We start from the raw sequence: 23,479 nt of genomic DNA on the forward strand, positions 1-23,479 counted from the left end.
GGCTTTTGCTCTACTTGGCCCGTGCGCGAGAAGTTCAGCGCGACGGCGGGCGATCGTAACCGGCTGTTTGCTCCGGTCCGTAGAGTCACCGCCGTGCGTACCAGGCCGGAGCGAGTACTGCCGCAGCCGCCGGGACGCGGTCTGCGCCACCGTCCTTGGCGGGACTACGCCCTATTCCTGGTCTTGGTGCTGCCGAATCTCGCGCTCCTGGCGCTGTTCGTCTACCGGCCGCTGATCGACAACATCCGGCTGTCGCTGTTCGATTGGAACATCTCCGATCCGATCGCCACATTCGTCGGTTTCGACAACTACCGCGAATGGTGGAGCAGGCCGGATTCCTGGGACATCGTCACCAACACCGTCGTGTTCACCCTCGCGGCGGTGGCGGGCAGCATGGTGCTCGGACTGGCGCTGGCGCTGCTGCTGGATCGGAAGCTGTTCGGCCGCAACGTGGTCCGCTCGGCGATCTTCGCGCCGTTCGTCATCTCCGGCGCCGCCATCGGCGTAGCTTTCCAGTTCATCTTCGATCCGAGCTTCGGCCTGATCCAGGACGCACTGCATCGGCTCGGCGTGCACGACGTGCCGGACTTCTACCAGAATCCGCGGTGGGCGCTGTTGATGGTGACGGTGACCTACATCTGGAAGAACCTCGGCTATACCTTCGTCATCTATCTGGCGGCGCTGCAAGGCATCCGGACCGATCTGATGGAAGCCGCGCAGATCGACGGCGCGAGCTCCTGGACGACGTTCACCAAGGTCTTGCTGCCGCAGTTGCGGCCGACCACCTTCTTCCTGTCCATCACGGTGCTGCTGAATTCGTTGCAGGTCTTCGACATCATCAACGTGATGACCCGCGGCGGCCCGCTCGGCACCGGCACGACGACCATGGTCTACCAGGTCTACCAGGAGTCCTTTCGCAATTTCCGGGCCGGCTACGGCGCGACCGTGGCCACCGTCATGTTCCTGGTGCTGCTCGTGGTGACGCTGGTTCAGGTGCGGGTCATGGATCGGGGACAGCAGTGAAAGACGTGGGCGTGCAGACGCTTTCCTATCGGCGCAGGCAGCGGGCGGTGACTCTACTCGGCTACGCGGCGATGGCATGCGTGCTGATCATCGTCGGCGTCCCACTGTTCTGGATCTTCATCACCTCGTTCAAGGCGAGGCCCGACATCTACGTGCAGCCCGCCGTGTACTGGCCGCACAGCTGGCACCCGGAGAACTACCGGGAGGCCACCACGACGCTGCCGTTCTGGACCTTCCTGCGCAATTCGCTGATCATCACCGGCGTCGTCTCCGCGGTGAAGTTCGTGCTCGGCGTATTCAGCGCGTACGGCTTGGTGTTCCTGCGTTTTCCGGGCAAGACGGTGGTATTCCTGGTGATCATCGCGGCGCTGATGGTGCCCAACCAGATCACGGTGATCTCCAACTACGCGCTGATCGCTCAGCTCGGCTGGCGGAACACTTTCCAGGGCATCATCGTTCCGCTCTGCGGCGTCGCCTTCGGCACCTTCCTCATGCGCAATCACTTCCTCTCGCTGCCCTCGGAAGTGATCGAGGCGGCGCGGATGGACGGCGCGAACTGGTGGCGGTTGCTCACCAGGGTGGTGCTGCCGATGTCCGGGCCGACCATGGTCGCCTTCGCGGTCGTGACGCTGGTCAACGAATGGAATGAATACCTCTGGCCCTTCCTGATGGCCGACGACACGACGGTCGCCACCTTGCCGGTCGGCCTGACCTTGTTGCAGAACACCGAGAACCCGAGCGTCACCAATTGGGGACCGGTCATGGCGGGAACTCTGCTGACCATGCTGCCGATCCTCGTGGTCTTCCTGGTGCTGCAACGCCACATGATCAAAGGCCTCACCTCCGGTGCGGTCAAGGGTTAACCGATCAAGGAGAAACCACGTGTCCACTGCACAGTTCCCGGCGCTGACCCGGCGCGGATTCCTCGGACTGACCGGCGCGCTCACGGCGGGAGCGGCGCTGACCGCGTGCGCGGGCACCGGAGGCGGCGGCAAACAGTCCGGCGACGCCAAGACGCTCACCTTCTGGTCCAACCACCCGGGCACTTCGAAGGAGCTCGAGACCGAACTCATCCGTCGCTTCCACGAGAAGTACCCCGACCTGACGGTGAACCTGGTCGACGCGGGCAAGAACTACGAAGAGGTGTCGCAGAAGTTCAACGCGGCGCTGTCGGGCGGGGATCTGCCGGACATCGTGGTGCTCTCCGACGTCTGGTGGTTCAACTACGCGCTGAACGGCACCATCGAACCGCTCGACGGCCACTTCGCCGACGCGGGCGTGCGGCTGGACGACTACGTCGACTCCCTGGTCGCCGACTACCAGTTCAACGGCAAGCACTACGCACTGCCCTACGCCCGCTCAACCCCGCTGTTCTACTACAACAAGGACGTATGGAACCGGGCCGGCCTGCCCGACCGCGGCCCGCAGAGCTGGCAGGAGTTCGACGAGTGGGGCCCGAAGCTGCAGGAGGTCGTCGGCGAGGGCAAGCTCGCGCACGGCTGGGGTGACGCCAAGAACTATCTCGCCTGGACCTTCCAGGGCCCGAACTGGACCTTCGGCGGCGCGTACTCGGACAAGTGGACGCTGAAGTTCAACGACCCCGGCACCATCGCGGCGGGCACGTTCCTGCGCACCATGATCAACGCCAAGAGGTACGCGGGCATCAAGCCGCAGATCGCGGTGGACTTCGGCACCGGCGTGATCGCCTCCACCATCGCCTCGACCGGCGACCTGCGCGGCATCCAGAAGAACGCCGAGGGCAAGCTGACTTTCGGCACCGCCTTCCTCCCGCATCCGAACGGACCCGGCGTCACCACCGGCGGTGCGGGCCTGGCGATTCCGGCGCGCATCTCCGACGAGCGAAAGGTGAACGCGCTGAAGTTCATCGAGTTCGTCACCAACGCGCAGAACACCGCGTACTTCTCGCAGGGCACGGGCTACATGCCGGTGCGCAAGTCGGCCGTGAACGACCAGAGCGAGCAGGACTTCCTCGCGAAGAACCCCAACTCGAAAGTCGCGATCGATCAGCTGCCCTTGACCAAGTCGCAGGACTACGCCCGGGTGTTCGTACCGGGCGGCGACCAGATCATCGGCACCGGCTTGGAGCAGATCGGTCTGCAGAACGCCGACGTGGCCGCCACGTTCGCGAACGTCACCAGTCAGCTGCAAGCGATCATCGATCGGCAGATCACGCCGAAGCTGCCGAAGTAGCGCTCGTCCCGAGGAGACCGACAAGCATGGCCACCGTGCAGTTCGAAGGCGTCACGCACCGGTATCCCGGCGCGCAGACGCCTGCCGTCGACCAGCTCGAACTCGACATCGCCGACGGTGAGTTCGTCGTGCTCGTCGGTCCGTCGGGATGCGGCAAGTCGACCAGTCTGCGCATGCTCGCGGGCCTGGAATCCGTTGCCCAAGGGCGCATCCTGATCGGCGGCAAGGACGTCACCGGATTGCCGCCGCGGGCACGGGACGTGGCGATGGTGTTCCAGAGCTACGCGCTGTATCCCAATATGACCGTCGCGCAGAACATGGGCTTCGCCCTGCGCAACGCGGGCGTGAACAAGGCCGACACGCTGGTGCGCGTCCGCGAGGCGGCGAAGATGCTCGAGCTCGAGCACCTGCTCGACCGCAAGCCCGCCCGGCTGTCCGGCGGGCAGCGGCAGCGCGTCGCCATGGGGCGGGCCATCGTTCGGCGTCCCCAGGTCTTCTGCATGGACGAGCCGCTGTCGAACCTGGACGCGAAACTGCGGGTGAGCACGCGCTCGCAGATCGCGGCCTTGCAGAAACGCCTCGGCACCACCACGGTGTACGTCACCCACGACCAAGTAGAGGCGATGACCATGGGTGATCGGGTGGCGGTGCTGCGCGAAGGCAAGTTGCAGCAGATCGCCGCGCCGCGCGTGCTCTACGACGATCCGGTGAATACCTTCGTGGCGGGATTCATCGGCTCACCGGGCATGAACCTGCTGGAAGCGCCGGTGCGCGACGGCGCGGCGGTGCTCGGCGACCTACGAATACCGCTGCCGCCCGCCGCGAGATCTCGCGCCCGGGTGGTAGTCGGGGTACGGCCCGAGTCCTGGGAGGTCACCGCGGAGCCCGCCGACGGCCTGGCGGTGGACGCCGAACTGCTGGAAGAACTCGGCGCGGAGTCGTTCGTCTACAGCCACGGCATCGCCGAGGACTGGAACAGCCGCTCCGGGAAGGTCGTCGCGCGCGTCGACCGCCGCTTCCAGGTGCGGCTCGGTGACCGGTTGTATCTTCGGCCCAGACCGGAGGACGTCTTCTTCTTCGACGCGGGGACGGAGGACCGCCTGCGCTGACCACTCGCGCGGCCGAGACGGTCCAGTCGGACCGCCTCGGCTCGAGGAACTACCAGATTTTCACGCGCTCAGAGGGTTCCAGGTACAGCGCGTCGCCGGGTTTGACATCGAACGCCTCATGGAAGCTGTCGATATTGCGCACCACCGCATTGCAGCGGAACTCCGCCGGCGAGTGCGGGTCGGTGGCGAGGCGGCGGATCGCCTCCTCCATCCGTGCTTTCGTGCGCCACACCTGCGCCCACCCGTAGAACACCCGTTGCAGGCCGGTGAGCCCGTCGATCTCCGGCGCCGCGGCATCGCCCAGCGAGATCTTGTACGCCTGCAGCGCGATGGACAGACCGCCGAGGTCGCCGATGTTCTCGCCGATGGTGAACTGCCCGTTCACCGTGTGCTCGTCCGGCAGGTCCTTGGGGGAGAGCACGTCGTACTGCTCGATCAGCGCTCGCGTCCGCTCACCGAATTCGGCCCGGTCCTCGTCGGTCCACCAATCCACCATGTTGCCGTCGCCGTCGTACTTCGCGCCTTGGTCGTCGAAGCCGTGCCCGATCTCGTGACCGATCACCGCGCCGATGCCGCCGTAGTTGGCCGCGTCGTCGGCATTCATGTCGAAGAACGGCGGCTGGAGGATGGCGGCCGGGAAGACGATCTCGTTCATGCCCGGGTTGTAGTAGGCGTTCACCGTCTGCGGGGTCATGAACCATTCGTCGCGGTCGACCGGACCGCCGAGCTTGTTCAGATCCCGATCGTGTTCGGCCGCGTAGCCCCTGCGGTAGTTGCCGACCAGATCGGCCGGATCGATCACCACGCCCGAGTAGTCCCGCCACTTGTCCGGATAGCCGATCTTCGGGGTGAACTTCTCCAGCTTCGCCAGCGCGGCGATCCGGGTGCCCTGGCCCATCCACTCCAGCTCGGCGATATTGCGGCGGTAGGCCTCCTGCAGATTGGCCACCAGCTCGACCATGCGGGCCTTGGCCTGCGGCGGGAAATGTTCGGCCACATAGATCTTGCCGACCGCCTCGCCGAGCAGGTCTTGCACCAGCCCGACGCCGCGCTTCCAGCGCTCCCGGTTCTCCTCCGCGCCGGTGAGCGTGCGGCCGTAGAAGTCGAAGTTCTCCTCGACCACCGCGTCGGTCAAATACGGCGCCCGCGCGCGGAGCACCCGCCAAGCCGCCCACGCCTGCCAGTCGGCGAGCGGCTCGTCGGCCCACAGCCGCGCGAACGCGCGCAGGTAGTCCGGCTGGCGGACCACCACCTCGGCGAACAGCTCGGCTCCTGCCGCGTCGACGCCCTCGGCCAGCGCGGCCGTCCACGCGGACCAGTCGAACTCGGGGTTGTCCGCGGCCAGCGCGTCGAAGGTGGTCAGGTTGTACCTGAGTTCGGCGTCCCTGCGGCGCACCACATCCCAGTGCCCGGCCGCCAGTTTCCGCTCCAGCTCGAAGACGCGTGCGCCGACGGTGTGGAGTTCGTCCGGGAGCAGTCCGGCGACCTGCGGGTCGGCGGCGGCCAGGGCGAACATGCGGTCGATGTGCGCGATGTACTTCGCGCGGATCTCGGCGAACTCGTCCTGCCGGTAGTACGACTCGTCGGGCAGGCCGATGCCGGACTGGGTGGCGTGCGCCAGATAGCGGTTGGAGTCCTTGTCGTCGGTGTCGACGAAAACGGCGACGGCGCCCCCGACGCCGGTGCGCTGCAACCGGCCGAGCAGCGAAGCGAAAGTACCCTTGTCGCCGACCTCCGCGATCGCGGCGAGTTCGGCGGCGATCGGCGCGAGCCCGGCGGCGGCCACCGCGTCGGTGTCCATGAAGCTGGAGTAGAGGTCACCGATCTTGCGGGTCTCGCTGCCCGGTTCGGCGTCGCTCGCCGCGGCATTCTGGATGATTGCCTGCACGTCCAGCTCCGCCTGGTCGTACAGCGCGCGGAAGGCGCCGTCCACGGCCCGGTCGGCGGGGATCTGGTGGTCTGCCAGCCATTTGCCGTTGACGTGCGCGAACAAGTCGTCCTGCACCCGCACGTCCTCGTCGAGGTAGGACAGATCGATACCGGAAGGACGGGTCAGTTCGGAAGTCACGGTGTCCAGTATGCCGACAAGCGCGTGCGTCGGCCGTGCGCGACGACCTCGAACCGTCTTTCCTGGTCTGTTCGCCCACGTCGATGTGGGGAACGCGCGGAGCGTGCGAGTCCTATGGGAAGTCAGGCGGGCAAGACGACACGATCGAATTCGCCGTCGTGCGCGCCGAGCAGGAAGGCGTCCCACTCCTCCGGTGTGTAGGTGAGCGTGACTTCGCCATGGCGCAGTGTGGTGTGGCCGTCGGCGGCGGGGTGCGCGCTCAATTCGCCATCCGATCGCCCGCGGATGCGTACCGCGTCGAGGAACGCGGTCCATTCGGCTGCGGTGACGGTGATGACGGGCTCTTCGGCATGGCGGTTTGCCGGGTCGCGGCGATATTTGCTGTCACGGATGAGCACCGCATCACCATCGAACCGGACCTCGACGCATTGGTTGCCATTGTTCGATCTGGTCGATGTGAACCAGCCGGTGCGTACCGGCCGTGCGGTGATGGCCATGGGCAGGATTTTACACGCGGGAATAGCGCCTGATCAGGGCCAATGACTCCACTCTCGACAAGGATTGGTCCACCGCGCGCAGGTAGGCGAAGCGTAGATCGCGGACCAGATCCGGGTCCTCGACGGCCCCGCCGAACACCGCGCTCTCCACCCAGCCGAAGGTCGGCAGCTGTTCGCCCGCGAAGTCGATGAGGTGGAAACTGGATCCGCCGAGCACCGCGCCGGCGGTGGCCGCGAACGGGATCACGCGCACCTCGACGGTGTCGAGTTCCTCGATCAGGTCGGCCAGATAGTCCAACTGCCCGCGCAGCACGTCCGGACCTCCGGTCTGCTGTAGCAGCGTGCCCTCGCCGAAGACGGCGGTGAGTTCCACCGGGTCCGCGCCGCGCAGCCGCTCTTGGCGCCGCATCCGGATCGCCACCAGCTGCTCGACCTGGACCGGCCGGATCATCACGTCGGCGCTGATCAGCGCGCGAGCGTAGTCCTCGGTCTGCAATAGACCCGGCACGACGAGGCTGTCGTAGCTGCGGATACTCTGCGCGCCGGATTCCATGCCGTACAGCCGTTGCAGCTCGGGTCCGATCAATGCCGAGGACTTCGCCCACCAGCCACGCTGCTTGCTGGCCTCCAGCAGGGCCAGCAATTCCACGCGCTCCTCGGCTTCCACGTCGAGCAGTTCGAGCACCGGACCGATGGTCTTGGTGGTCAGTACCCGCCTGCCCTTCTCCACGTGCGACCAGTTGGCCGGGGTGAAGCCCACCTGTCTGGCGAAACCCGCGGAGTCGAACCCGCGCTGTTCCCGCAGTTCACGCAGCCGCAGCACCAGCTCCCAGCGGGCAACGGTAGGCGAGACGGGTGCCATGTGTCGGGATGCTACGCCGACTCGGACGCGCGGGGCGGTGACTATTGTCAAGCATCTTGCCCGCGACTAGGGTCGAGACAGCGATCGATTCTTCCGAGCACGCGTCCCACCACTGCGAGGCGAGGTTGTTCGTCATGGGTACATCGCGCATCGAATCGGGCAGGCATCTCGCGTCCACGGATTTCCCGTCGATCCAGGACGCGTTCGCTCGCTGCCGTCGCTATCGCGGCGACCACGGGCTGTACGGACTCGTGGACCCGATCCTTGGTCGCATCATGCTGGAAGTCGGCTCGGTCGGAGCGGTCGTGATGCCCGCGGAGTTCGGCCGCCGGGTGCTCGAGCGGCTCGCCGCCGGTCCCGAACCTCGGCCCGGCCCGGTCATCGCGCATCCACGCGCGTGCCGCTGGACCTTCCTGACCGGCCCCACCGACAACTCGTATCTGGACACCGGGCTGTTCGCCGACCTCTTCCGGATCTGCGCGTCGATCGCACTGCCGGGCAGCCACATCGTTCTGCCGTCGCCCGCCGACGAGCACGGCGGCTACCGAACCTGGGTCGTGGCGCCGGACGGCGACTTTCGCCGCGACTTCGCCGAGGTGATCGCCACGACCCGGGCGTGCGCCTCGGCTACCGGGGCGTCGGCGCGGATGGCGGAGTGAGGGTGACGCTGTACTTGTCCTGCAGCTTCTGATTCCACTCGCGCTCGCACTGCTCGATCTTGGACTGATCGTTGTTCGCTTTGTTGACGCAGTCCACGAAGTCCTTGCCGCCCGAGTTGATGAAGAAGTTGTAACCCACGACGGTGAGCAGCACTGCGCCGACGATGCCGAGCGCGCCGAGGACGATGCCGGTGATCGCCATGCCCATACCCCCCGCGGTGCCCGCGCGGGCCTTGAACACCGCGACGATGCCCAGGATGACCGCGAAGATGCCGCAGAGATAGCCGCCGATGATCGTCCAGAAGAACAGCAATGCGAGGATGCCGAGCACCAGCGCGGTGATCGCCAGGCCGCGGCCCTTCGGCGATTCCTGCCAGTAGTCGGGGCGGCCCGGATACTGGCCGCCCGGCGGCTGTGGGTATTGCCCCGGCGGCGGGTACTGACCGGGCGGCGGGGGCGGATATTGCGACATGGACTTCCTCTCCGTCGGTGCCTCGCGATGCTCGGTCCGGACGAGGTGGTCCGGGGTGCGCGGCGGTCGCCTACTGATCGCGCTTCCCGAGGACGGATGTTAATGCGAACCGGCTACTGGGCGCCGAGCCGCGCGTGCATCTCCCAGATCAGAACTTCCGACGGCTGCCGCGCCACCACGCGTTGGCCACCTGACCTGGTCAAACGCACCGCGTCCCCCTTATACAACAAGCCGACCCCCTCCATGTCCACCTCCCCGCGCGCTACGAACAAGTGCAGGTACGGCGCATCGGGTAGGTCGATCACTTGCTCGGCGCCCGGCTCCGCGCTCGTCATGCGCGCCACGTGCAGCGCCGAATGGCTGCTGTTGATGGCGATCGCGGTGCGATCGCGGTAGCGGGGCAGGCCCGAGGCGACCGTGACCAGACCGCCTCCCGCGAGTTCGTCGTCGATTTCGAGCTGCTCGTAGCCCGGGGTCAGCCCGGGCTCGTCGGGCACCACCCACATCTGCACGAAGTGCACCGGCTGCTCGTGTTCGGGAATGCGGCCGTCCAGACGCCACGAGTCGTTCTTCTCCGAATGCAGGATGCCGGTGCCCGCGCTCATGCGCTGGGCCAGGCCCGGGTAGATGACACCGCTGTGGCCGAGGGAATCCTGATGCACCAGGCTGCCACCGAGCACCCAGGTGACGATCTCCATGTCCCGATGCGGGTGGGTGTCGAATCCCTGCCCGGGGGACACGATGTCCTCGTTGTTGACCAGCAGCAAGCCGTGGTGGGTGTTGTCGGGATCGTAATGTTCCCCGAAGGAGAACGAATGCTTCGAATCCAGCCAGGAGACCCGCGTCTTCATGCGGTCGCCGCCGCGGTGGACATCGATGTGTGGTGTCGTGAGTGTGGACATCATGGTCCTCCTCTCGGGACCGTGCACCGATCGCCATTCAGGGTAGGAGCACTTCCGCCGCGGTACTCCGCATTCCTAGTAAATTGTGCCGCACTCGGCATTTTACGCGAGCGACCGGAAGGTGAACGGCAGGCGAGCAGAACCAACCGGTACGTCGAAACGTCGGGCCACCTCGTCGGATATCCCGGCCCGGCCCCGATTGCCAAGCGTCACAACGACAACCGGAGGTAGCGACGTGCTGGACCCCGATGACCTCGCCCTGATCGAACAGCAACTCCGCAGCGAAGCACACCGGGATGGCATCGCGCATTTCGTGGTCGGCGTCGCCGTGTTCCGCGAAGGCAGGCTTCTGGTGGTGCGCCGCGTCGCCGACGACTATCACGGCGGTATGTACGAACTGCCCGGCGGTGGCGTCGAAACCGGCGAGACATTCGCCGAGTGCGTCGAACGAGAATTGCTGGAGGAAACAGGGCTGCGGATGCGCGCGGTCCTCGACTTCCTCGGTGGATTCGATTACGCCACCCGTACCAAGTCGAAAGTGCGGAAATACAGCTTCGTCGTGGAGGCGGAACCCGGCGATGTCGCCCTCGCGCCGGGCGAGCACGACGCGTTCGCCTGGATCGACGCGGGCACGCTCGACGAGCTGCCGATGGCGCCGGACATGCGCGCGACGGTGAGCACGCTGGTCGACCGGGTCTGAGACGCTGTCGGCGCCGACGCGCGTGGTGCGGCGTGGTCGGCGAACACAGTACGCTCGCGAACGTGTCGACTGGTCACGCCGAAGGCCTCACTCCCGCAGAGCAACGGCCGGGTGGACTGCGCGCAACACTTCGGCAGAGCCCGGGCGTGTCGCGGCTGGCCGTGGTGCGTTTCGCAGGGCAATTCGGCGACGGGATGTTCCAGGCGGCCCTGTCCGGCGCGATTCTGTTCAACCCCGAACGGCAGACCGATCCGCTGGCCATCGCGGCGGGCTTCGCGGTGCTGCTGCTGCCGTATTCGCTGATCGGGCCGTACGCGGGCGCACTGCTGGATCGCTGGGACCGGCGCACCGTGCTGCTGGTCGCCAACGTGCTGCGCGCGGTGCTGATCGCGCTGGTCAGCGCAGGGCTGCTGGCCGGGGCCGGCGAGACGCCGCTGCTGTTGCTGGCTTTGGCGGTGGTGGGCGTCAGCCGATTCGTCCTCGCGGGCGTCTCGGCCGCGCTGCCGCGCGTACTGCCGCAGGCGTGGCTGGTGCCGATGAACTCGGTGCTGGCCACAGTGGCCTCCGGGTGCGCTGGTGCCGGTGCGGCCGTCGCGGTGGGTGTGATCGGACTGATCGGGGCGGGAGACTTCGCCTCGGCGGTCGCGGTGGCGATCAGCGGTATCGGGTCGCTGCTGGGCGCGGCGCTGGCGGCGGGGTTCCGGCCGCGCGTGCTCGGCCCGGCGCCCGGCGCGGCGAAGGGCGACAACACCGTGCACGCGATCGCTACCGGTCTGCGTACCGGGGCCACGGCGGTGTGGGAATCGAAAGCGGTCACGACGGCGATGCTGGGCATCGGCACCCACCGGATCGTCTTCGGCATGAATACGCTGATCATGGTGCTGGTGCTGCGCCAGACCCCGGTGGACGGCTCCGGGCTCAGTGGTGGCCTGGTCGGTTTCGGCGTCACGATCGCCGCCACCGCTGCGGGCATGCTGGTGGCCGCCGTCGTCGCGCCGCTGCTCATTCCGCGGCTGGGCCGCGCGCGCACCGTGGTGGCCGGTCTGATCACCGCGATGCTGGTGCAACTCACGCTGGTCACGCCGATCGCGTTCGCCGACTCGGGCGCCGCGGTGGAGCGTGCGCACGAACTCCTCTTGATCGGTGCGTTCCTGCTGGGACTCGCCGGGCAGACGATCAAGCTGACCGGTGACGCGACCATGCAGATAGACATCGACGACGCCCGCCGCGGCCAGGTGTTCGCGTTGCAGGACACGGTGTTCAATGTCGCGTTCGTGCTGGCGATCGTGATCGCGGCCCTGATCATTCCGAACGACGGCCGATCGGCGATCGTGGTGCTGGCCGGCGCCGCCATCTACGCCGCGGGGATCGTGGCCATCGCGCTGAACACGCGCCGCCGCGCGGTCAGCTGAGCAGCGGATCGTCGCCCGGGTCGCGCCGGTCGCGGTTCAGGTGTGCGAGGTGCTCGGGCAACGCGTCGTCCTCCGAACGATCGGCATCCCGCCGCGAATCCGATAGTCGTGCTTCGCCGAGCAGACGATCCGGCGCCTCCGTGTCCGTGCGCACGCTCCAGTCCAGCGGCTCGCTCGCCGTATCGCCGGGTAGGCCGGTGATCTGATGGTTCCACGTGCCGAGGCCTGTGGGATCGGTGAAGAAATGGTCGAGCACGCCGTCGTCGTCCAGATCCAGCGCGGCGATATCGGCGCGGCCCGAACCAGCCGAATCCCACAGCGCGTCATCGGCGATGCCGTCTCCGTCGAAGTCCAGCCGCACCGCGTCGGCCGCGCCCGTGTCGCCGAGTTCCAGGTCGGCCTCGCTCGTCCAGACGTGCACGACTCCGTCACCGGTGCCGAACACGTACTCGATCTCGTTCATATGTCCTTGGACGCACGCGGCCCGGCGCCGGTTCCATTGCGCGGGTCTTTTTCGATTCGCCGTCCCCGTTTCCAGCGGTTGTTCCGGTAAGTTGGCTCGTCAGCAGCCGACCGACAGGAGACAACACGACATGGGTTCTCCGGTGCACGACCCCGATGCGGTACGAGAACTGCTGAGCGCGTGGGAGGCTCGGTCCGCCACCGGACATCCGATCGCCTGACGAGCGCGGCCGGGCCGACCTGATGCGCGCATCCGGAAGCAAATCGCCTTGTGTACCCGCCTTGTTCGGCGCACTGCTCGCCGGCGTCCTCACCGTACCGACGCCCACCGCGCACGCCGCACCGTTTCCGTGGGCGCCGCCGCCGGTCAACAGTTGCGGTGAAGTCGGTTTCGACCCGCTCAACCGCGAACCCGATCCCGCGCAGCCTCCGCCGCCACCGCTGCCGCCGCAGATCGACATTCCCGTCCCGATCCCGGAACTCACTCCGGTCCCCGTGCCCGACCCACCGCACGACAACACACGGATCGTCCCGGATCCGCTGCCGGAGAATCCGTGTGAAAACCCGTGCCCGGACATCAGGGACTACCCCGCACATCCCGAGCCCGATCCCGATCCCAGCCCGACGCCCGAGACGGGCACCGACGAGAAACCCGGCTCCTCCGGCTCGTCATCCGGATCCGGTTCGGGCAGCGGTTCCGGCTCCGGTTCGAACGATGACTCCGGTTCTTCCTCCGGTTCCGGGTCGCCGGTCAAACTGCCGCGCATCGAATTCAAGCCGGAGACCGAGCCGATTCCGGTCCCGGTTCCCGGAGGGCCCGGTGAGGAGCCACAGCCAGCTCCGCCACAGGTCGTACATCCGGCCGAACCCGGCCCGCTCGCGGCTCCGGTGGCCGCGCCGACGGTCGAGTCGGTCCAACTGGTCGGCCAGGTGACCGGACACGGCTCGGAGAACCGCACCGACATGCGCTGGCAGGTCGACGGCACCGATCTCGGCCTCATGTGGGAGACGACGCCCGGCGAGATCGCCGTGGTTTTCGGCGACACCTTCGGCAAAGGCTGGGGTGTCGGCGGCGCGGGCAACGACGACCAGGACTGGCGCAGCAACGTCATCGGTTTCAGCACCGACCGCGATCTGTCCGACGGCCTGACGCTGGACACCTTCGCGCAGGACAGCCGCTGCCACGGCGCTGAGATCCTGGGCAGCCGCAAGATCAAGAACTGGGAGACCACCACCATCCCGACCTCCGGGTTCGCCATCGGGAATCGGCAGTACCTCAGCTACATGTCGGTGAACAGATGGAGCCGCATACCGGGTCTGTGGTGGACCAACTACGGCGGCCTCGCCTATTCCGACGACCGCGGGCGCACCTGGAAGAAAGACCAGCACGCCAAGTGGGAGAACCTGTTCGGGCTCGGCAAGTTCCAGGTCGCGGCGATGGTGCCGCAGGGCGATTACGTCTACATGTTCGGCACACCCAACGGACGTATCGGCACGATCGCGCTGGCGCGTGTGCCGAAGCACCAGGTGCTGAACAAGTCCGCGTATCAGTATTGGGTGGGCGGCACCTGGGCGCCCGCCGCCGAGAACGAGGCCACCCCGTTGGTGCTCGGCATCGCCAGCGAGCTTTCGGTGCGCTACGACCGGAAGACCGAGCAGTGGCAGATGGTGTACCTGGATTCGGCCCGGGGCGCGATCGTGCTGCGTACCGCGGCGAGCCCGCAGGGTGCGTGGACGGACGCGATCCCGCTGGTGTCCACCGCCGACTACCCGAAGTCCTACGGCGGGTTCATCCATCCGTGGTCGACCGGCGAGGACCTGTACTTCATGCTCTCGGCGTGGGACAGCTACAACGTGTACCTGTTGCACGCCCGGCTCCAGCCGGGAGCGAACCGGGGTCAGCCCGCCCGCACGAACCGCACGGGTTGACCGGGCCGCGTCTGCGCGATGGCGTCGACGTCGGCGTCGACGACCACCGCGACCACCGGATATCCGCCGGTGACCGGGTGATCGGCCAGGAAGACGACCGGTTGTCCGCTCGGCGGCACCTGGATCGAGCCGAGCGCCATGCCTTCGGTCGGCAGTTCGCGAGTGACCTTCCTGGTCAGCGCCGGGCCGGTGCGACGTTCCAATCGGGCGCCGATCCGGTCGGTGTCGGGGGAGATCTCCCACTCGCCCGCGAACAAGGCCGTGGCGTCGGCGAACCAATCGTCGCGCGGACCGAGCACGGCGCGCACGGTGACAACGTCCGCGGGTAACTCGGCGACAGGGGCGAAGTCCACGACCGGGATCGTGTGCGGAGAAGATCCGACCGGGAGGCGATCACCTTTCCGCAGCGGTTCCGGCCCCAAACCAGACATGGTGTCGCGGCTACGGGAACCGAGCGTCTCCGGCACGTCGATGCCGCCGCGCACCGCGACATAGCTGCGGAGCCCGACCGACGTGTAGCCCAGCCGCAGCGCCTGTCCCGGTTCGAGTTCCAGCACGCTCGCGTGACCAACGGGCCTGCCGTCGACGGTAGCGGGGGCCGGAGCACCCGTCACCGCCAGCATGACGTGCTCCTCGGCGTGCAGCGCGAGGCCACCGAGCAGCACTTCGATCGCCGCATGCCCCTCCGGGTTGCCGACCAACCGATTGGCCAGTCGCAGCGACCCGCGATCCGCCGCCCCCGCGGGCCCGACACCGGAATCGAACCAGCCCGGCCGCCCGAGATCCTGGATGGTCGCCAGCGGACCGACCGCTTCGACGACGATCATCCGCCGTCCCTCGCGTCGAGGAATCGAACCGTGGCGCCCGCGCGGATCAACGCGGGCGGGTCGCGCTCGACATCCCACATCCTGAGGTCGGTGGTCCCGATCAGCTGCCACCCCCCGGGCGTGCTCCGCGGATACACCGCACTGTATCCACCGGCAAGGGCGACGGCGCCCGCCGGAATCGATGTACGCGCCTGCGCTCTGCGCGCGACGGACAACCGTCCGTCAGGCGATTCCAGGTAGCCGAAGCCCGGCGCGAATCCGACGAATGCACACCGCCACACCGTCCCGGTGTGCGCGGCGATCACTTCCGCGGTCGTGACGTCCAGCATCCTGGCCACTTCGTCGAGGTCGGCGCCGTCGTAGCGCACCGGAATCGACACCGGTTCGACGCGGAGAGCTTTGTCTGCCGATGTTCCACGGGAAACAGCGGCCGACCGCTCGGCGTTCAAGGTGACCAAGAGCGTGGTCAGCGACCGGTGCACCGCTTCCGCGGCGCGCGGTGAATCGAGCGTCAGAAGTACGGTTTCCGCGGCCGGAAGGAAGTCCTGCACGCCGGGTATCGGACGCTCCCGCAGCGCGGTGACGAGCTCCACCACCGTGTCTCGCCGAGGGGGAGTGATCAGCAACGCCCGATCACCCGCCGACCGGATCGCTTCCTCGGCCGCTTTCCGCTGCGCGTGCGTCACCGCGCCCGTCGTCTTCATCTCGCGGCCTCAGCCGAACGACTCCACCGGCACCCCGACTTCGTCCAGCGCGGTGCGGATGTGCCGGGCCATCTCCACCGCCGCGGGCGAATCTCCGTGCACGCAGATACTCGCGGCGTGCACCGCGACCTCGCCGGATCCGTCGGCAGTGCGCGTGGCTCCCGACTTGGCGATCGAGATCGCTTGAGCGACCGCGTCCTGCGGCCCCAATACCGCCCCCGGCGTGCCGCGCGGTGCCAGCGAGCCATCGGGGGTGTACGCGCGGTCGGCGAATCCTTCTCCGACGAAGCGCACCCCGGCAGCCTCCGCGGCCGACTCCAACTGCGTTCCGGCGGGGCCGAGCAGGGCCAGCCGCGGGTCGTACTCCGCCATCGCGGCCAGCACCGCATCGGCCAGCTTCCGATCGCGCGCGGCCGAGTGATAGAGGGCCCCATGCGGTTTCACGTAGCGCACCCGGTCTCCTGCGGCCTTCGCGAAAGCGTCGAGGCCGCCGATCTGATACAGCACCTCGTCGCGCAGCTCACCGGGCGCGACGGCGATCTCGCGCCGACCGAAACCGGCCAGATCGCGATAACCCACATGGGCGCCGATCCGCACTCCCTTCTCCACCGCGAGCCCACAGGTCCTGCGCATGATCGCGGGGTCACCCGCGTGGAATCCGCAGGCGATGTTCGCGCTGGTGACGATGTCGAGCATGGCGGCGTCGTCGCCCATCGTCCACGGCCCGAAGCCCTCGCCGAGATCACTGTTCAGATCCAGCGCCATGTGCGTCCTCCCAGCGGTGTGTGACCGGCCTTTCGATTCTCGTGCTCGAGCGTTCACCCAGGCAAGGACGGCCGATCCGCGCGACCTGGGTCACAGCGCACGAGTCCGGGGCCCCGGGCCAAGTACGCTCGATCCAATCATGGCCACGTATTTCGATCCGAAGTCCTGGTCGCCGCTTCGGGCCGTCGATCTCGGAAAGCGCCTGTTCGATCAGTCCTGGCTGGAGCAGTGGGTCACGCTCAGCACGGCCTGGATGGATCCGGTCGCCGACCTCGGCGCGGGCACCGTCACAGCGCTGCTGCCGGACGTGCTGATGACCATGCTCAGCGAGGGCATCCTGAGCCGGTTCGGCGGACAGGAGGTCAGCGCGACCCTGCTCGGTCACAACCTGCACGCCACCTTGCAAGTGCTGAAGGTGCGCCGTCGCGGCGCGCACTTCCAGACCAAGACCGTGCTGTCGCGGCTGCGCTGGGACGATCACCCGATCGAGTCCGTGACGGTGATCGCGCACGGCGTCCGCCTGATTCCGGGCGTGCCGACGAAGGTGCGCACCGCCCGGCTCGACCTCATCGGCACCGTCACCACGGCGGCGCTGGTCGGATGGCTCAACACCCAGCCGCTGGACTGGGACTTGGACGTGCACTCCGGCGGGCTGATCCGAGCAAGGCACCGCAGACGACTGGTCACCGCCCTGGTGGACGCGTCGGTCACGGACAACCGCCTGGACATCGCGGTACGGCGAGTGACCTGGCTCGGCTTCCGCGTTCCGCGCCGCATGATCGACGTCCCCGTTCTGCCGCTGGAGCACCTGCCCGAGAACGCGCGGATCGTACGCGCCCAACGGGAAGGCGACCTGATCCGCTTCCGCGTCGAACTGCCGGAAATCGCTGGGTCCTTCGACCTCGCCCAGATGCGCTCGGCGATCCTGGCCGGCACCACCCTGATCGTCTTCTGACCTGCTCAGGCCTGCGTCTTCCACCATTCGAGCAGCGCCGCCTCGGCTTCGTCCCGGCTGAGCGGGCCGTGGTCCAAGCGCAGTTCCTTCAGATGGCGCCAGGCCCGGCCCACCTCGGGGCCCGGGGGCAGGCCGAGCAGCTCCATGATCGCGTTGCCATCCAGGTCCGGGCGGACCTTGGCCAGATCCTCCTGCTCCCGCAACCGCTCGATCCGCGTTTCCAGTTCGTCGTAGGTGGCGCGCAGCGCGGCGGCCCTGCGCTTGTTGCGAGTGGTGCAGTCGGCCCGGACCAGCTTGTGCAGGCGGGGGAGCAGCTCGGCGGCGTCGGTGACGTAGCGACGGACCGCGGAGTCGGTCCACTGGCCCTTGCCGTAACCGTGGAAGCGCAGGTGCAGGAAGACCAGCCGGGCGACGTCCTCGGTGAACTGCTTCGGGTACTTCAGCGCGCGCAGCCGTTTGCGCACCATCTTCGCGCCGACCACCTCGTGGTGGTGGAAGCTGACGCCACCGCCCGGCTCGTTGCGCTTGGTGTCGGGCTTGCCGATGTCGTGCAGCAGCGCGGCCCAGCGCAGCACCAGGTCGGGGTCGCCCTCCTCCTGGTCGATGGCCTGTTCGAGCACGGTGAGCGAATGCCAGTAGACGTCCTTGTGCTGGTGGTGCTCGTCGATCTCCAGCTTCATCGCGGGCACCTCGGGAAGCACCCGCTGCGCCAGCCCGGTCTCACACATGACGTTGATGCCGTCGATCGGATGCGCCCCGCCGATCAGCTTGTCCAGCTCCACCCGCACCCGCTCGGCGGTGATGCGGTCGATCTGGTCGGCCATCTCGGTGATCGCGGCACGGACGCGGGGATGCGGCTCGAACCCCAGCTGGGAGACGAACCGCGCGGCGCGCAGCATCCGCAACGGATCATCGTTGAACGAATCCTCCGGCGCGGCAGGCGTGTCCAGCACGCCGTCGAGCAGCGCGGTCATGCCGTCGAGCGGATCGACGAACTCCAGCGCGCCGTCCGCGCCGATCCGCACCGCCATCGCGTTCACCGTGAAATCGCGGCGGACCAGGTCTTCCTCGAGCGAGTCGCCGAAGGTCACCTCCGGGTTGCGGGATACCCGGTCATAGCTGTCGGCGCGGAACGTGGTGATCTCCAGTTGCTGCCGGTCCTTGGCCGCGCTGACCGTGCCGAACGCCAGGCCCCCGGTGTCCCACAGATGGTCCGCCCATCCGCGCAAGATGTCCTGCACCGCGTCCGGCCGCGCGTCGGTGGTGAAATCCAGGTCGGTCCCCAGCCTGCCGAGCACCGCGTCCCGCACGCTCCCACCCACCAGGTACAACTCGTGCCCCCGCGCCGCGAACATCTCGCCCAGCGGCGTCAGCACATCCGACAGCCCCCCGAGCGTCACCGCCGCGGCGGCCAGCAATCGGGTACGTCTATCCAGCACAGCGTCCTTGGACTTCGGCGCAACCACGAATGAGCAGCTTACCGAGCCGCGCCAACGGTTATCGCAGCCAAGTCCGCCGCGGCAGCCCAGATATATAAGGACACCGACATCAACCCAGCCAGCGGCGCCCGCACACCCGTCAGCCACTCACCGAATCCGCTCCGTGCACCGAACCAGTTCGAGCCGAGACGCCGGTACCTCCAAGCACAGGCCTGCGGTGACCGCCGATCGCTCGGAGGCGCGTGCACCGAACCCCGAAGGTCCGGGCAGAACGAAGCCCGGTATCCGCCTGCGGCGGAGCGACCCGAACAACCACGAACGCACACATCGACCAGCCAACACATCCACGACGCATCACCAGCGCCAATCGACATGCGCCCAGCACTACACACCGAGGTCCGGATACTTATCAGCGCCCCGGCGCACCTCGACCACGACCTTCGAGCGCAGCGAGACCGAGCATCCGTCGTTCGCGGCCCGGCTCCCGCCCAGGTGACCGCCTCGAAGTCGCCAGCGGCCGTCACCCGCACGAAGGCCGCGGACACACGGCTCGAAGTCGCGGCCGAACGAATACCGTCCTGAACCGAGCATCCGCCGATCACCGCCCGTGCCGCGCAGAACGACCGTCAAAACCACGTCGAACCACACCCTGCCGACCGATCCGACACCCGGCCGCCCCACTCGCCCACACCCGGTCCGCGCTCCGGCACCTACGCGCCCAGCGCACCCTGACCACGACTTTCGAGCGAAGCGAGACCGAGCATCCGTCGTTCGCGGCCCGGCTCGCGTTTGCGCGGCCGCCGCGTACGCGACGAAGGAGCAAGCGGCGGTCGCGCAAACGCGAGCCCCAAAGGGGCCGCGAACACGCCGCGCCGAAGTCGTGGCAAATTCAACACAGTAGGATTGCCAGGTGTCTCCGGCCGATCGCGCGAACAGTCGACGCCGCCAGCCTCGGCGCCGCGGTTCGGCCGCCAACGCCGCGAAGCCGCGGATGCGCACGGTGCGGGAGACTTCCGCAGGTGGACTGGTCGTCGACGGCCTGGACGGTCCACGGGAAGCACGAAGCGCGGCCCTCATCGGACGCACCGATCGCCGCGGGCGGTTACTGTGGTCGCTGCCCAAAGGACATATCGAAGAAGGTGAGACCGCCGAGCAGACCGCGATCCGCGAGGTCGCCGAGGAGACCGGCATCAACGGCGTCGTGGTCGCCGAACTCGGCAGCATCGATTACTGGTTCGTGACCGACGGTCGGCGGGTACACAAAACGGTGCATCATTATCTGCTGCGTTCGGTCGGTGGCGAACTGTCCGACGCCGACGTGGAAGTGACCCAGGTCGCCTGGGTTCCGTTGAGTGAACTGGATTCTCGGTTGGCCTACGCCGATGAGCGGCGGCTGGCGGAGATGGCGAACAAGCTGATCGACCGGATGGAGACCGGCAAGCGATGACGCGTGGACTGTTCCGGATCTTCGTGGCGGTCCTGACCATCCTCGGCCCCGTGACGACGCTGCCCCTGCTCGATTCCGCGGCGGCGGGAGCGCAACCGACCGGGTCCGGAACCTCGACGAATCCCAAATTCCTGAAGCTGTCCCTCGATTCGGTGACGCCGACCACAGTGACCGCGGGCAGCGATTCGGTGCTCACGGTCGCGGGCACGGTCACCAATATCGGCGACCGTGTGGTGGACGACGTCAGCATCCGTGTCCAGCGGGCGGCGGCGATCACCACGCCGGTCGGGTTGCGCGCCACTTTGCGCCTCGATGAGGTCAACTACGACGTGAACGGCGACTTCGAAGATGTCGCGCAGCGGCTGAACCCGGGGCAGCGCAAACAGTTCACGCTGAGCATCCCGTTGCGTTCCGAGACCGGCGCCACGTCGCTGCGGATCACGGAGCCGGGCGTCTACCCGCTGCTGCTGAACGTCAACGGCGAACCCGCTTACGGCACGCAGGCCAGGCTCGACGACGCGCGATTCCTGCTCCCGGTGCTCGGCGTGCCGCCCGCCGTGAGCGATGGAGCCCCGTCGGTATCGGCGCCCACCGACGCTCCGGTGGCGACCACGCTGCTGTGGCCGCTGGCCGACCGGCCGCGGCAGGTCGGGGGTCGTCCGGGCAGCGTGGACGGCAAGGTCGAGCTCACCGACGACGAATTGGCCGCCTCACTCGGCAAGGGCGGCCGTCTCGATCAACTGCTGGCCGCGCTGGAGGGGACGTTGAACCCGAGCGCGGGCCGCAGCACCGATCTGGCCTCGGCCGTGTGCCTCGCCATCGACCCAGACCTGCTGCTCACGGTGCGCGCGATGACCAAGGGTTACCGCGTGCTGGCCAGTCCGTCCGATCCCGACGGCGCGACCAGAGCGGGTGCGGGCGCTGAACAGGCCCAGACCTGGCTGGACCGGCTGCGCGCCATGGCGGGGTCGATGTGCACCGTGGCACTGCCGTTCGCGCAGGTCGATCTCACCGCGCTGGCCGCGGTCAACGATCCGGCACTGTCCGCGCGCGCGATCAACGAACCGGCCGAGATCATCGACTCGATCCTGTCGACCCGGTCGGTGCGCGGGGTCAGCCTGCCGGATTCCGGCAGCATCGATGACGGCGCGGGGGCCCTGTTGCGCAGTCACGGTTTCGGTACCGCCGTGCTCGCGTCGACGGCGGCCGTTCCGCAGGGAAGCGTGGACTGGGCGCAGTCGAGCAGTGAGAGCGGCCGATCCGCATCCGGTGGGAACGAGGTTCTCTCCACCGCCGACCCGGCGATTCCGGAAGCGGTACGCCTGCCCGATATCACCGCGAGCCAGCCGACAGCACCGGCGCCCGCACCGCAGGTCACGGGCAATACGGTGCCCACCGTGAGTGCACCCGCGCCCGCCGCCGACCCCGCGCTGCACGCGGTGACGTTCGACATCTGGTCCGCGACCGCGCTCGCCGCGGTGGGTTCGAACCCGCCGACCCCGCCGTTCACCCCGTCCCGGGTCCGCTACGACGTGACCAACGACTCACGAGCGGCGCGCTTGCAGGACGCTCTCGGAGCGATTTCGTGGAAGGCGCTGCACCCGGAGGCGAACCCGTCGCGCTCGCTGTTGCTCGTTCCGCCGCAGCAATGGGGTGCGAACCGGGACGAGGCGACCGCACTGCTGCGCCAAGTCGACCAGCTGCTGCGCGGCAACCTCGCCACCGCGCGTCCGTTCCACGATCTGGTGACGCTGCCGCCGGACCCGCGGCCCTACGAGCTGGACTATCTGCCGCAGGCGGCGCAGGACGCGGTGCCGGACCGATTCCTGCCGCCGGTACGCGAGCAGAGTCGCCGGATCACCGAGATGATGCGCGCGTTGGTGGACGTGCCGGAGGCCGAGCCGACGCCGCACGACTTCCTGACGCCGCTGCGCGACGACCTGCTGCGCGTACTGAGCCTCTCGGATCGGCGCGCGGGCGATGCCGCACCGCCGGACACCTTCGCCCAGCGGCGGCTGGACCAGAACACCCGGACGATGGACAAGCTCTATCGCTCGGTGACCGTGCTGCCGCCGGGCGGTGTGTACACGCTCGCGTCCGAGCAGAGCCCCTTGTTGCTGGTCGCGCGCAACGATCTGCCGGTGGCCATCCGGGTCAGGTTCCGGATCGAGGCGCCTGCCGAGACGAAGATCACCGACCCCGGCGAGCAGCAACTCCCGGCCAACGGGTCCAGGTCCTTCCAGATCCCGACGGAGGTCAGCGACAGCCGCAACCTCGTCATTCCGATCTCGCTCACCACGCCGGAGGGCGTCGCGCTCGGCAATCCCACGCAGGTCTCGGTGCGTTCGAACGCCTACGGCAAGGCCTTGGCGATAATTACGGGATGCGCCGCACTCCTGCTGCTCCTGCTGGCCGGTCGCCGTTTGTGGCGCCGGTTCCGCGGGCAGCCCGATCCGGCCGACGAGGGATTCGATCCGAGTACCAGGCGCCGGGTCAACCGGTACCGGCGCGCGCGCTCGCGTGTGCTGCGGGCGCAGGAAAAAGAGCAGGAGCACCTCCAGGAGACGCGGTGACGGATCCCGCTCCGACGGGGCCACGTAAACCGCTGCTACCTGCGCCGATGTGGGGTACCGCAGTGTCATGTGGCACGGTGGAGGACAATCACAGTGTTGCCGAGCCGGTCCGATCCGGACGGGGACCACGGACAGAATGTTCGCTGAACACGGCGAACCATTGCGGCGAGCCGCGGCTCACCGCACCGATGGGGGTGCGGAATCCCGGCTGGTACAGGAGGCATGATGAGCGACGATGACATATCGGCTCATCGCCCTCGACCAAGCGACCGGCTCGACGGGCCACCGGTGCGGCGAGCCCCGGTCGCGCCGTGGGAGCGGAGCCCCGCTCCAGCCGAAGCCGAGCACCAGGGTTTGAACGGCGGTCCGTACAACGACGGCCAGGCGCCGAGAGTGCCGCAGGTCAGCCGTCCTCCGGCCGCACCGCAGCCGCGCCCTGGTCAGCACATGCCGCCGCCACCGC

21 protein-coding genes are annotated in these 23,479 nt (G+C 68.0%); 11 read left to right on the top strand and 10 right to left on the bottom strand.

Translation table 11 applies throughout. From position 1 onward, the window contains the following. Nucleotides 1–93: 93 nt before the first annotated feature. The 4 genes from AB0L97_RS26285 to AB0L97_RS26300 all read left to right on the top strand — a co-directional run bounded on the left by AB0L97_RS26285 (nucleotide 94) and on the right by AB0L97_RS26300 (nucleotide 4,343). Nucleotides 94–1,023, top strand: a complete 930-nt coding sequence (locus tag AB0L97_RS26285) for a sugar ABC transporter permease (RefSeq protein ID WP_364434304.1) — start codon at nucleotides 94–96, stop codon at nucleotides 1,021–1,023. A gap of 71 nt (nucleotides 1,024–1,094) precedes the next feature. Then, a complete protein-coding gene (locus tag AB0L97_RS26290) occupies nucleotides 1,095–1,886 on the top strand; it encodes a carbohydrate ABC transporter permease (RefSeq protein ID WP_364434517.1) in 792 nt (263 codons plus the stop codon). Nucleotides 1,887–1,905: 19 nt separating this feature from the next. Then, nucleotides 1,906–3,234 (top strand): ABC transporter substrate-binding protein, encoded by a 1,329-nt coding sequence (locus AB0L97_RS26295; RefSeq protein ID WP_355078851.1) that lies wholly within the window; start codon nucleotides 1,906–1,908, stop codon nucleotides 3,232–3,234. Nucleotides 3,235–3,260: 26 nt separating this feature from the next. Beyond that, nucleotides 3,261–4,343, top strand: coding sequence for an ABC transporter ATP-binding protein (locus AB0L97_RS26300; protein WP_355078850.1), 1,083 nt, complete (start codon nucleotides 3,261–3,263; stop codon nucleotides 4,341–4,343). Between the two features lie 49 nt (nucleotides 4,344–4,392). Here AB0L97_RS26300 and AB0L97_RS26305 read toward each other — a convergent pair whose 3' ends face one another. The 3 genes from AB0L97_RS26305 to AB0L97_RS26315 all read right to left on the bottom strand — a co-directional run bounded on the left by AB0L97_RS26305 (nucleotide 4,393) and on the right by AB0L97_RS26315 (nucleotide 7,770). Beyond that, nucleotides 4,393–6,411 (bottom strand): M13-type metalloendopeptidase, encoded by a 2,019-nt coding sequence (locus AB0L97_RS26305; protein WP_364434309.1) that lies wholly within the window; start codon nucleotides 6,409–6,411, stop codon nucleotides 4,393–4,395. Between the two features lie 122 nt (nucleotides 6,412–6,533). Then, the gene (locus AB0L97_RS26310) at nucleotides 6,534–6,908 is read right to left on the bottom strand and encodes a DUF397 domain-containing protein (protein WP_355078848.1); all 375 of its coding nucleotides are present in this window, start codon (nucleotides 6,906–6,908) and stop codon (nucleotides 6,534–6,536) included. A gap of 10 nt (nucleotides 6,909–6,918) precedes the next feature. Then, complete coding sequence (locus tag AB0L97_RS26315) at nucleotides 6,919–7,770, bottom strand: Scr1 family TA system antitoxin-like transcriptional regulator (protein ID WP_355078847.1); 852 nt, start codon at nucleotides 7,768–7,770, stop codon at nucleotides 6,919–6,921. A 134-nt stretch (nucleotides 7,771–7,904) separates the two neighbouring features. Here AB0L97_RS26315 and AB0L97_RS26320 point away from each other — a divergent pair, with 134 nt between their 5' ends. After that, a complete protein-coding gene (locus tag AB0L97_RS26320) occupies nucleotides 7,905–8,429 on the top strand; it encodes a hypothetical protein (protein WP_355078846.1) in 525 nt (174 codons plus the stop codon). Here the strand turns inward: AB0L97_RS26320 and AB0L97_RS26325 are convergent. Further along, nucleotides 8,398–8,901, bottom strand: coding sequence for a DUF4190 domain-containing protein (locus AB0L97_RS26325; protein ID WP_355078845.1), 504 nt, complete (start codon nucleotides 8,899–8,901; stop codon nucleotides 8,398–8,400). The genes AB0L97_RS26320 and AB0L97_RS26325 overlap by 32 nt on opposite strands. A 113-nt stretch (nucleotides 8,902–9,014) precedes the next feature. Beyond that, nucleotides 9,015–9,803, bottom strand: coding sequence for a pirin family protein (locus tag AB0L97_RS26330; protein ID WP_364434316.1), 789 nt, complete (start codon nucleotides 9,801–9,803; stop codon nucleotides 9,015–9,017). Nucleotides 9,804–10,038: 235 nt separating this feature from the next. On the opposite strand from AB0L97_RS26330, the gene AB0L97_RS26335 reads away from it, so the two are divergent. Both AB0L97_RS26335 and AB0L97_RS26340 read left to right on the top strand, forming a co-directional pair. Then, the gene (locus AB0L97_RS26335; protein WP_355078844.1) at nucleotides 10,039–10,503 is read left to right on the top strand and encodes an NUDIX domain-containing protein; all 465 of its coding nucleotides are present in this window, start codon (nucleotides 10,039–10,041) and stop codon (nucleotides 10,501–10,503) included. Nucleotides 10,504–10,619: 116 nt separating this feature from the next. Next, nucleotides 10,620–11,915: an MFS transporter gene (locus tag AB0L97_RS26340; RefSeq protein ID WP_355078965.1), complete on the top strand. Its 1,296-nt coding sequence runs from the start codon at nucleotides 10,620–10,622 to the stop codon at nucleotides 11,913–11,915. Here the strand turns inward: AB0L97_RS26340 and AB0L97_RS26345 are convergent. After that, nucleotides 11,908–12,378 carry a hypothetical protein gene (locus AB0L97_RS26345; RefSeq protein ID WP_355078843.1) on the bottom strand — a complete coding sequence of 157 codons (471 nt, stop codon included), beginning with the start codon at nucleotides 12,376–12,378 and terminating at the stop codon, nucleotides 11,908–11,910. The genes AB0L97_RS26340 and AB0L97_RS26345 overlap by 8 nt on opposite strands. Nucleotides 12,379–12,620: 242 nt before the next feature. Here AB0L97_RS26345 and AB0L97_RS26350 point away from each other — a divergent pair, with 242 nt between their 5' ends. Further along, nucleotides 12,621–14,306 (top strand): DUF4185 domain-containing protein, encoded by a 1,686-nt coding sequence (locus tag AB0L97_RS26350; RefSeq protein WP_364434321.1) that lies wholly within the window; start codon nucleotides 12,621–12,623, stop codon nucleotides 14,304–14,306. Here AB0L97_RS26350 and AB0L97_RS26355 read toward each other — a convergent pair. The 3 genes from AB0L97_RS26355 to AB0L97_RS26365 are packed head-to-tail and all read right to left on the bottom strand — an operon-like array spanning nucleotide 14,276 to nucleotide 16,602. After that, nucleotides 14,276–15,133, bottom strand: a complete 858-nt coding sequence (locus tag AB0L97_RS26355; protein ID WP_364434324.1) for a biotin-dependent carboxyltransferase family protein — start codon at nucleotides 15,131–15,133, stop codon at nucleotides 14,276–14,278. The genes AB0L97_RS26350 and AB0L97_RS26355 overlap by 31 nt on opposite strands. Then, entirely contained in the window at nucleotides 15,130–15,837 is a 708-nt protein-coding gene (locus AB0L97_RS26360; protein ID WP_364434327.1) for an allophanate hydrolase subunit 1, read from the bottom strand. The genes AB0L97_RS26355 and AB0L97_RS26360 overlap by 4 nt, the downstream gene beginning before the upstream one ends. Nucleotides 15,838–15,846: 9 nt before the next feature. Then, nucleotides 15,847–16,602 carry a 5-oxoprolinase subunit PxpA gene (locus AB0L97_RS26365; RefSeq protein ID WP_364434330.1) on the bottom strand — a complete coding sequence of 252 codons (756 nt, stop codon included), beginning with the start codon at nucleotides 16,600–16,602 and terminating at the stop codon, nucleotides 15,847–15,849. A gap of 139 nt (nucleotides 16,603–16,741) precedes the next feature. On the opposite strand from AB0L97_RS26365, the gene AB0L97_RS26370 reads away from it, so the two are divergent. Further along, nucleotides 16,742–17,557 carry a hypothetical protein gene (locus AB0L97_RS26370; RefSeq protein ID WP_364434333.1) on the top strand — a complete coding sequence of 272 codons (816 nt, stop codon included), beginning with the start codon at nucleotides 16,742–16,744 and terminating at the stop codon, nucleotides 17,555–17,557. Nucleotides 17,558–17,562: 5 nt separating this feature from the next. Here the strand turns inward: AB0L97_RS26370 and AB0L97_RS26375 are convergent, their stop codons facing one another. Then, complete coding sequence (locus tag AB0L97_RS26375; RefSeq protein WP_364434336.1) at nucleotides 17,563–19,023, bottom strand: CCA tRNA nucleotidyltransferase; 1,461 nt, start codon at nucleotides 19,021–19,023, stop codon at nucleotides 17,563–17,565. A gap of 883 nt (nucleotides 19,024–19,906) precedes the next feature. Here AB0L97_RS26375 and AB0L97_RS26380 point away from each other — a divergent pair. After that, entirely contained in the window at nucleotides 19,907–20,443 is a 537-nt protein-coding gene (locus AB0L97_RS26380; RefSeq protein ID WP_039803412.1) for an NUDIX hydrolase, read from the top strand. Beyond that, nucleotides 20,440–23,016, top strand: coding sequence for a DUF6049 family protein (locus AB0L97_RS26385; protein WP_364434341.1), 2,577 nt, complete (start codon nucleotides 20,440–20,442; stop codon nucleotides 23,014–23,016). Before AB0L97_RS26380 ends, AB0L97_RS26385 begins: the two co-directional genes overlap by 4 nt. Nucleotides 23,017–23,479 lie beyond the last annotated feature (463 nt).

The sequence above is a fragment of the Nocardia sp. NPDC051911 genome (genome assembly GCF_040681035.1).
Taxonomy (GTDB): Bacteria; Actinomycetota; Actinomycetes; order Mycobacteriales; family Mycobacteriaceae; genus Nocardia; species Nocardia sichangensis.

Bases quoted from the DNA above. Each gene is read 5' to 3' on its own strand.
- AB0L97_RS26290 (WP_364434517.1), top strand. From the start codon at position 1,095: ATGGCATGCGTGCTGATCATCGTCGGCGTCCCACTGTTCTGGATCTTC.
- AB0L97_RS26300 (WP_355078850.1), top strand. From the start codon at position 3,261: ATGGCCACCGTGCAGTTCGAAGGCGTCACGCACCGGTATCCCGGCGCG.
- AB0L97_RS26310 (WP_355078848.1), bottom strand. From the start codon at position 6,908: ATGGCCATCACCGCACGGCCGGTACGCACCGGCTGGTTCACATCGACC.
- AB0L97_RS26315 (WP_355078847.1), bottom strand. From the start codon at position 7,770: ATGGCACCCGTCTCGCCTACCGTTGCCCGCTGGGAGCTGGTGCTGCGG.
- AB0L97_RS26320 (WP_355078846.1), top strand. From the start codon at position 7,905: ATGGGTACATCGCGCATCGAATCGGGCAGGCATCTCGCGTCCACGGAT.
- AB0L97_RS26325 (WP_355078845.1), bottom strand. From the start codon at position 8,901: ATGTCGCAATATCCGCCCCCGCCGCCCGGTCAGTACCCGCCGCCGGGG.
- AB0L97_RS26330 (WP_364434316.1), bottom strand. From the start codon at position 9,803: ATGTCCACACTCACGACACCACACATCGATGTCCACCGCGGCGGCGAC.
- AB0L97_RS26345 (WP_355078843.1), bottom strand. From the start codon at position 12,378: ATGAACGAGATCGAGTACGTGTTCGGCACCGGTGACGGAGTCGTGCAC.
- AB0L97_RS26350 (WP_364434321.1), top strand. From the start codon at position 12,621: ATGCGCGCATCCGGAAGCAAATCGCCTTGTGTACCCGCCTTGTTCGGC.
- AB0L97_RS26355 (WP_364434324.1), bottom strand. From the start codon at position 15,133: ATGATCGTCGTCGAAGCGGTCGGTCCGCTGGCGACCATCCAGGATCTC.
- AB0L97_RS26360 (WP_364434327.1), bottom strand. From the start codon at position 15,837: ATGAAGACGACGGGCGCGGTGACGCACGCGCAGCGGAAAGCGGCCGAG.
- AB0L97_RS26365 (WP_364434330.1), bottom strand. From the start codon at position 16,602: ATGGCGCTGGATCTGAACAGTGATCTCGGCGAGGGCTTCGGGCCGTGG.
- AB0L97_RS26370 (WP_364434333.1), top strand. From the start codon at position 16,742: ATGGCCACGTATTTCGATCCGAAGTCCTGGTCGCCGCTTCGGGCCGTC.
- AB0L97_RS26385 (WP_364434341.1), top strand. From the start codon at position 20,440: ATGACGCGTGGACTGTTCCGGATCTTCGTGGCGGTCCTGACCATCCTC.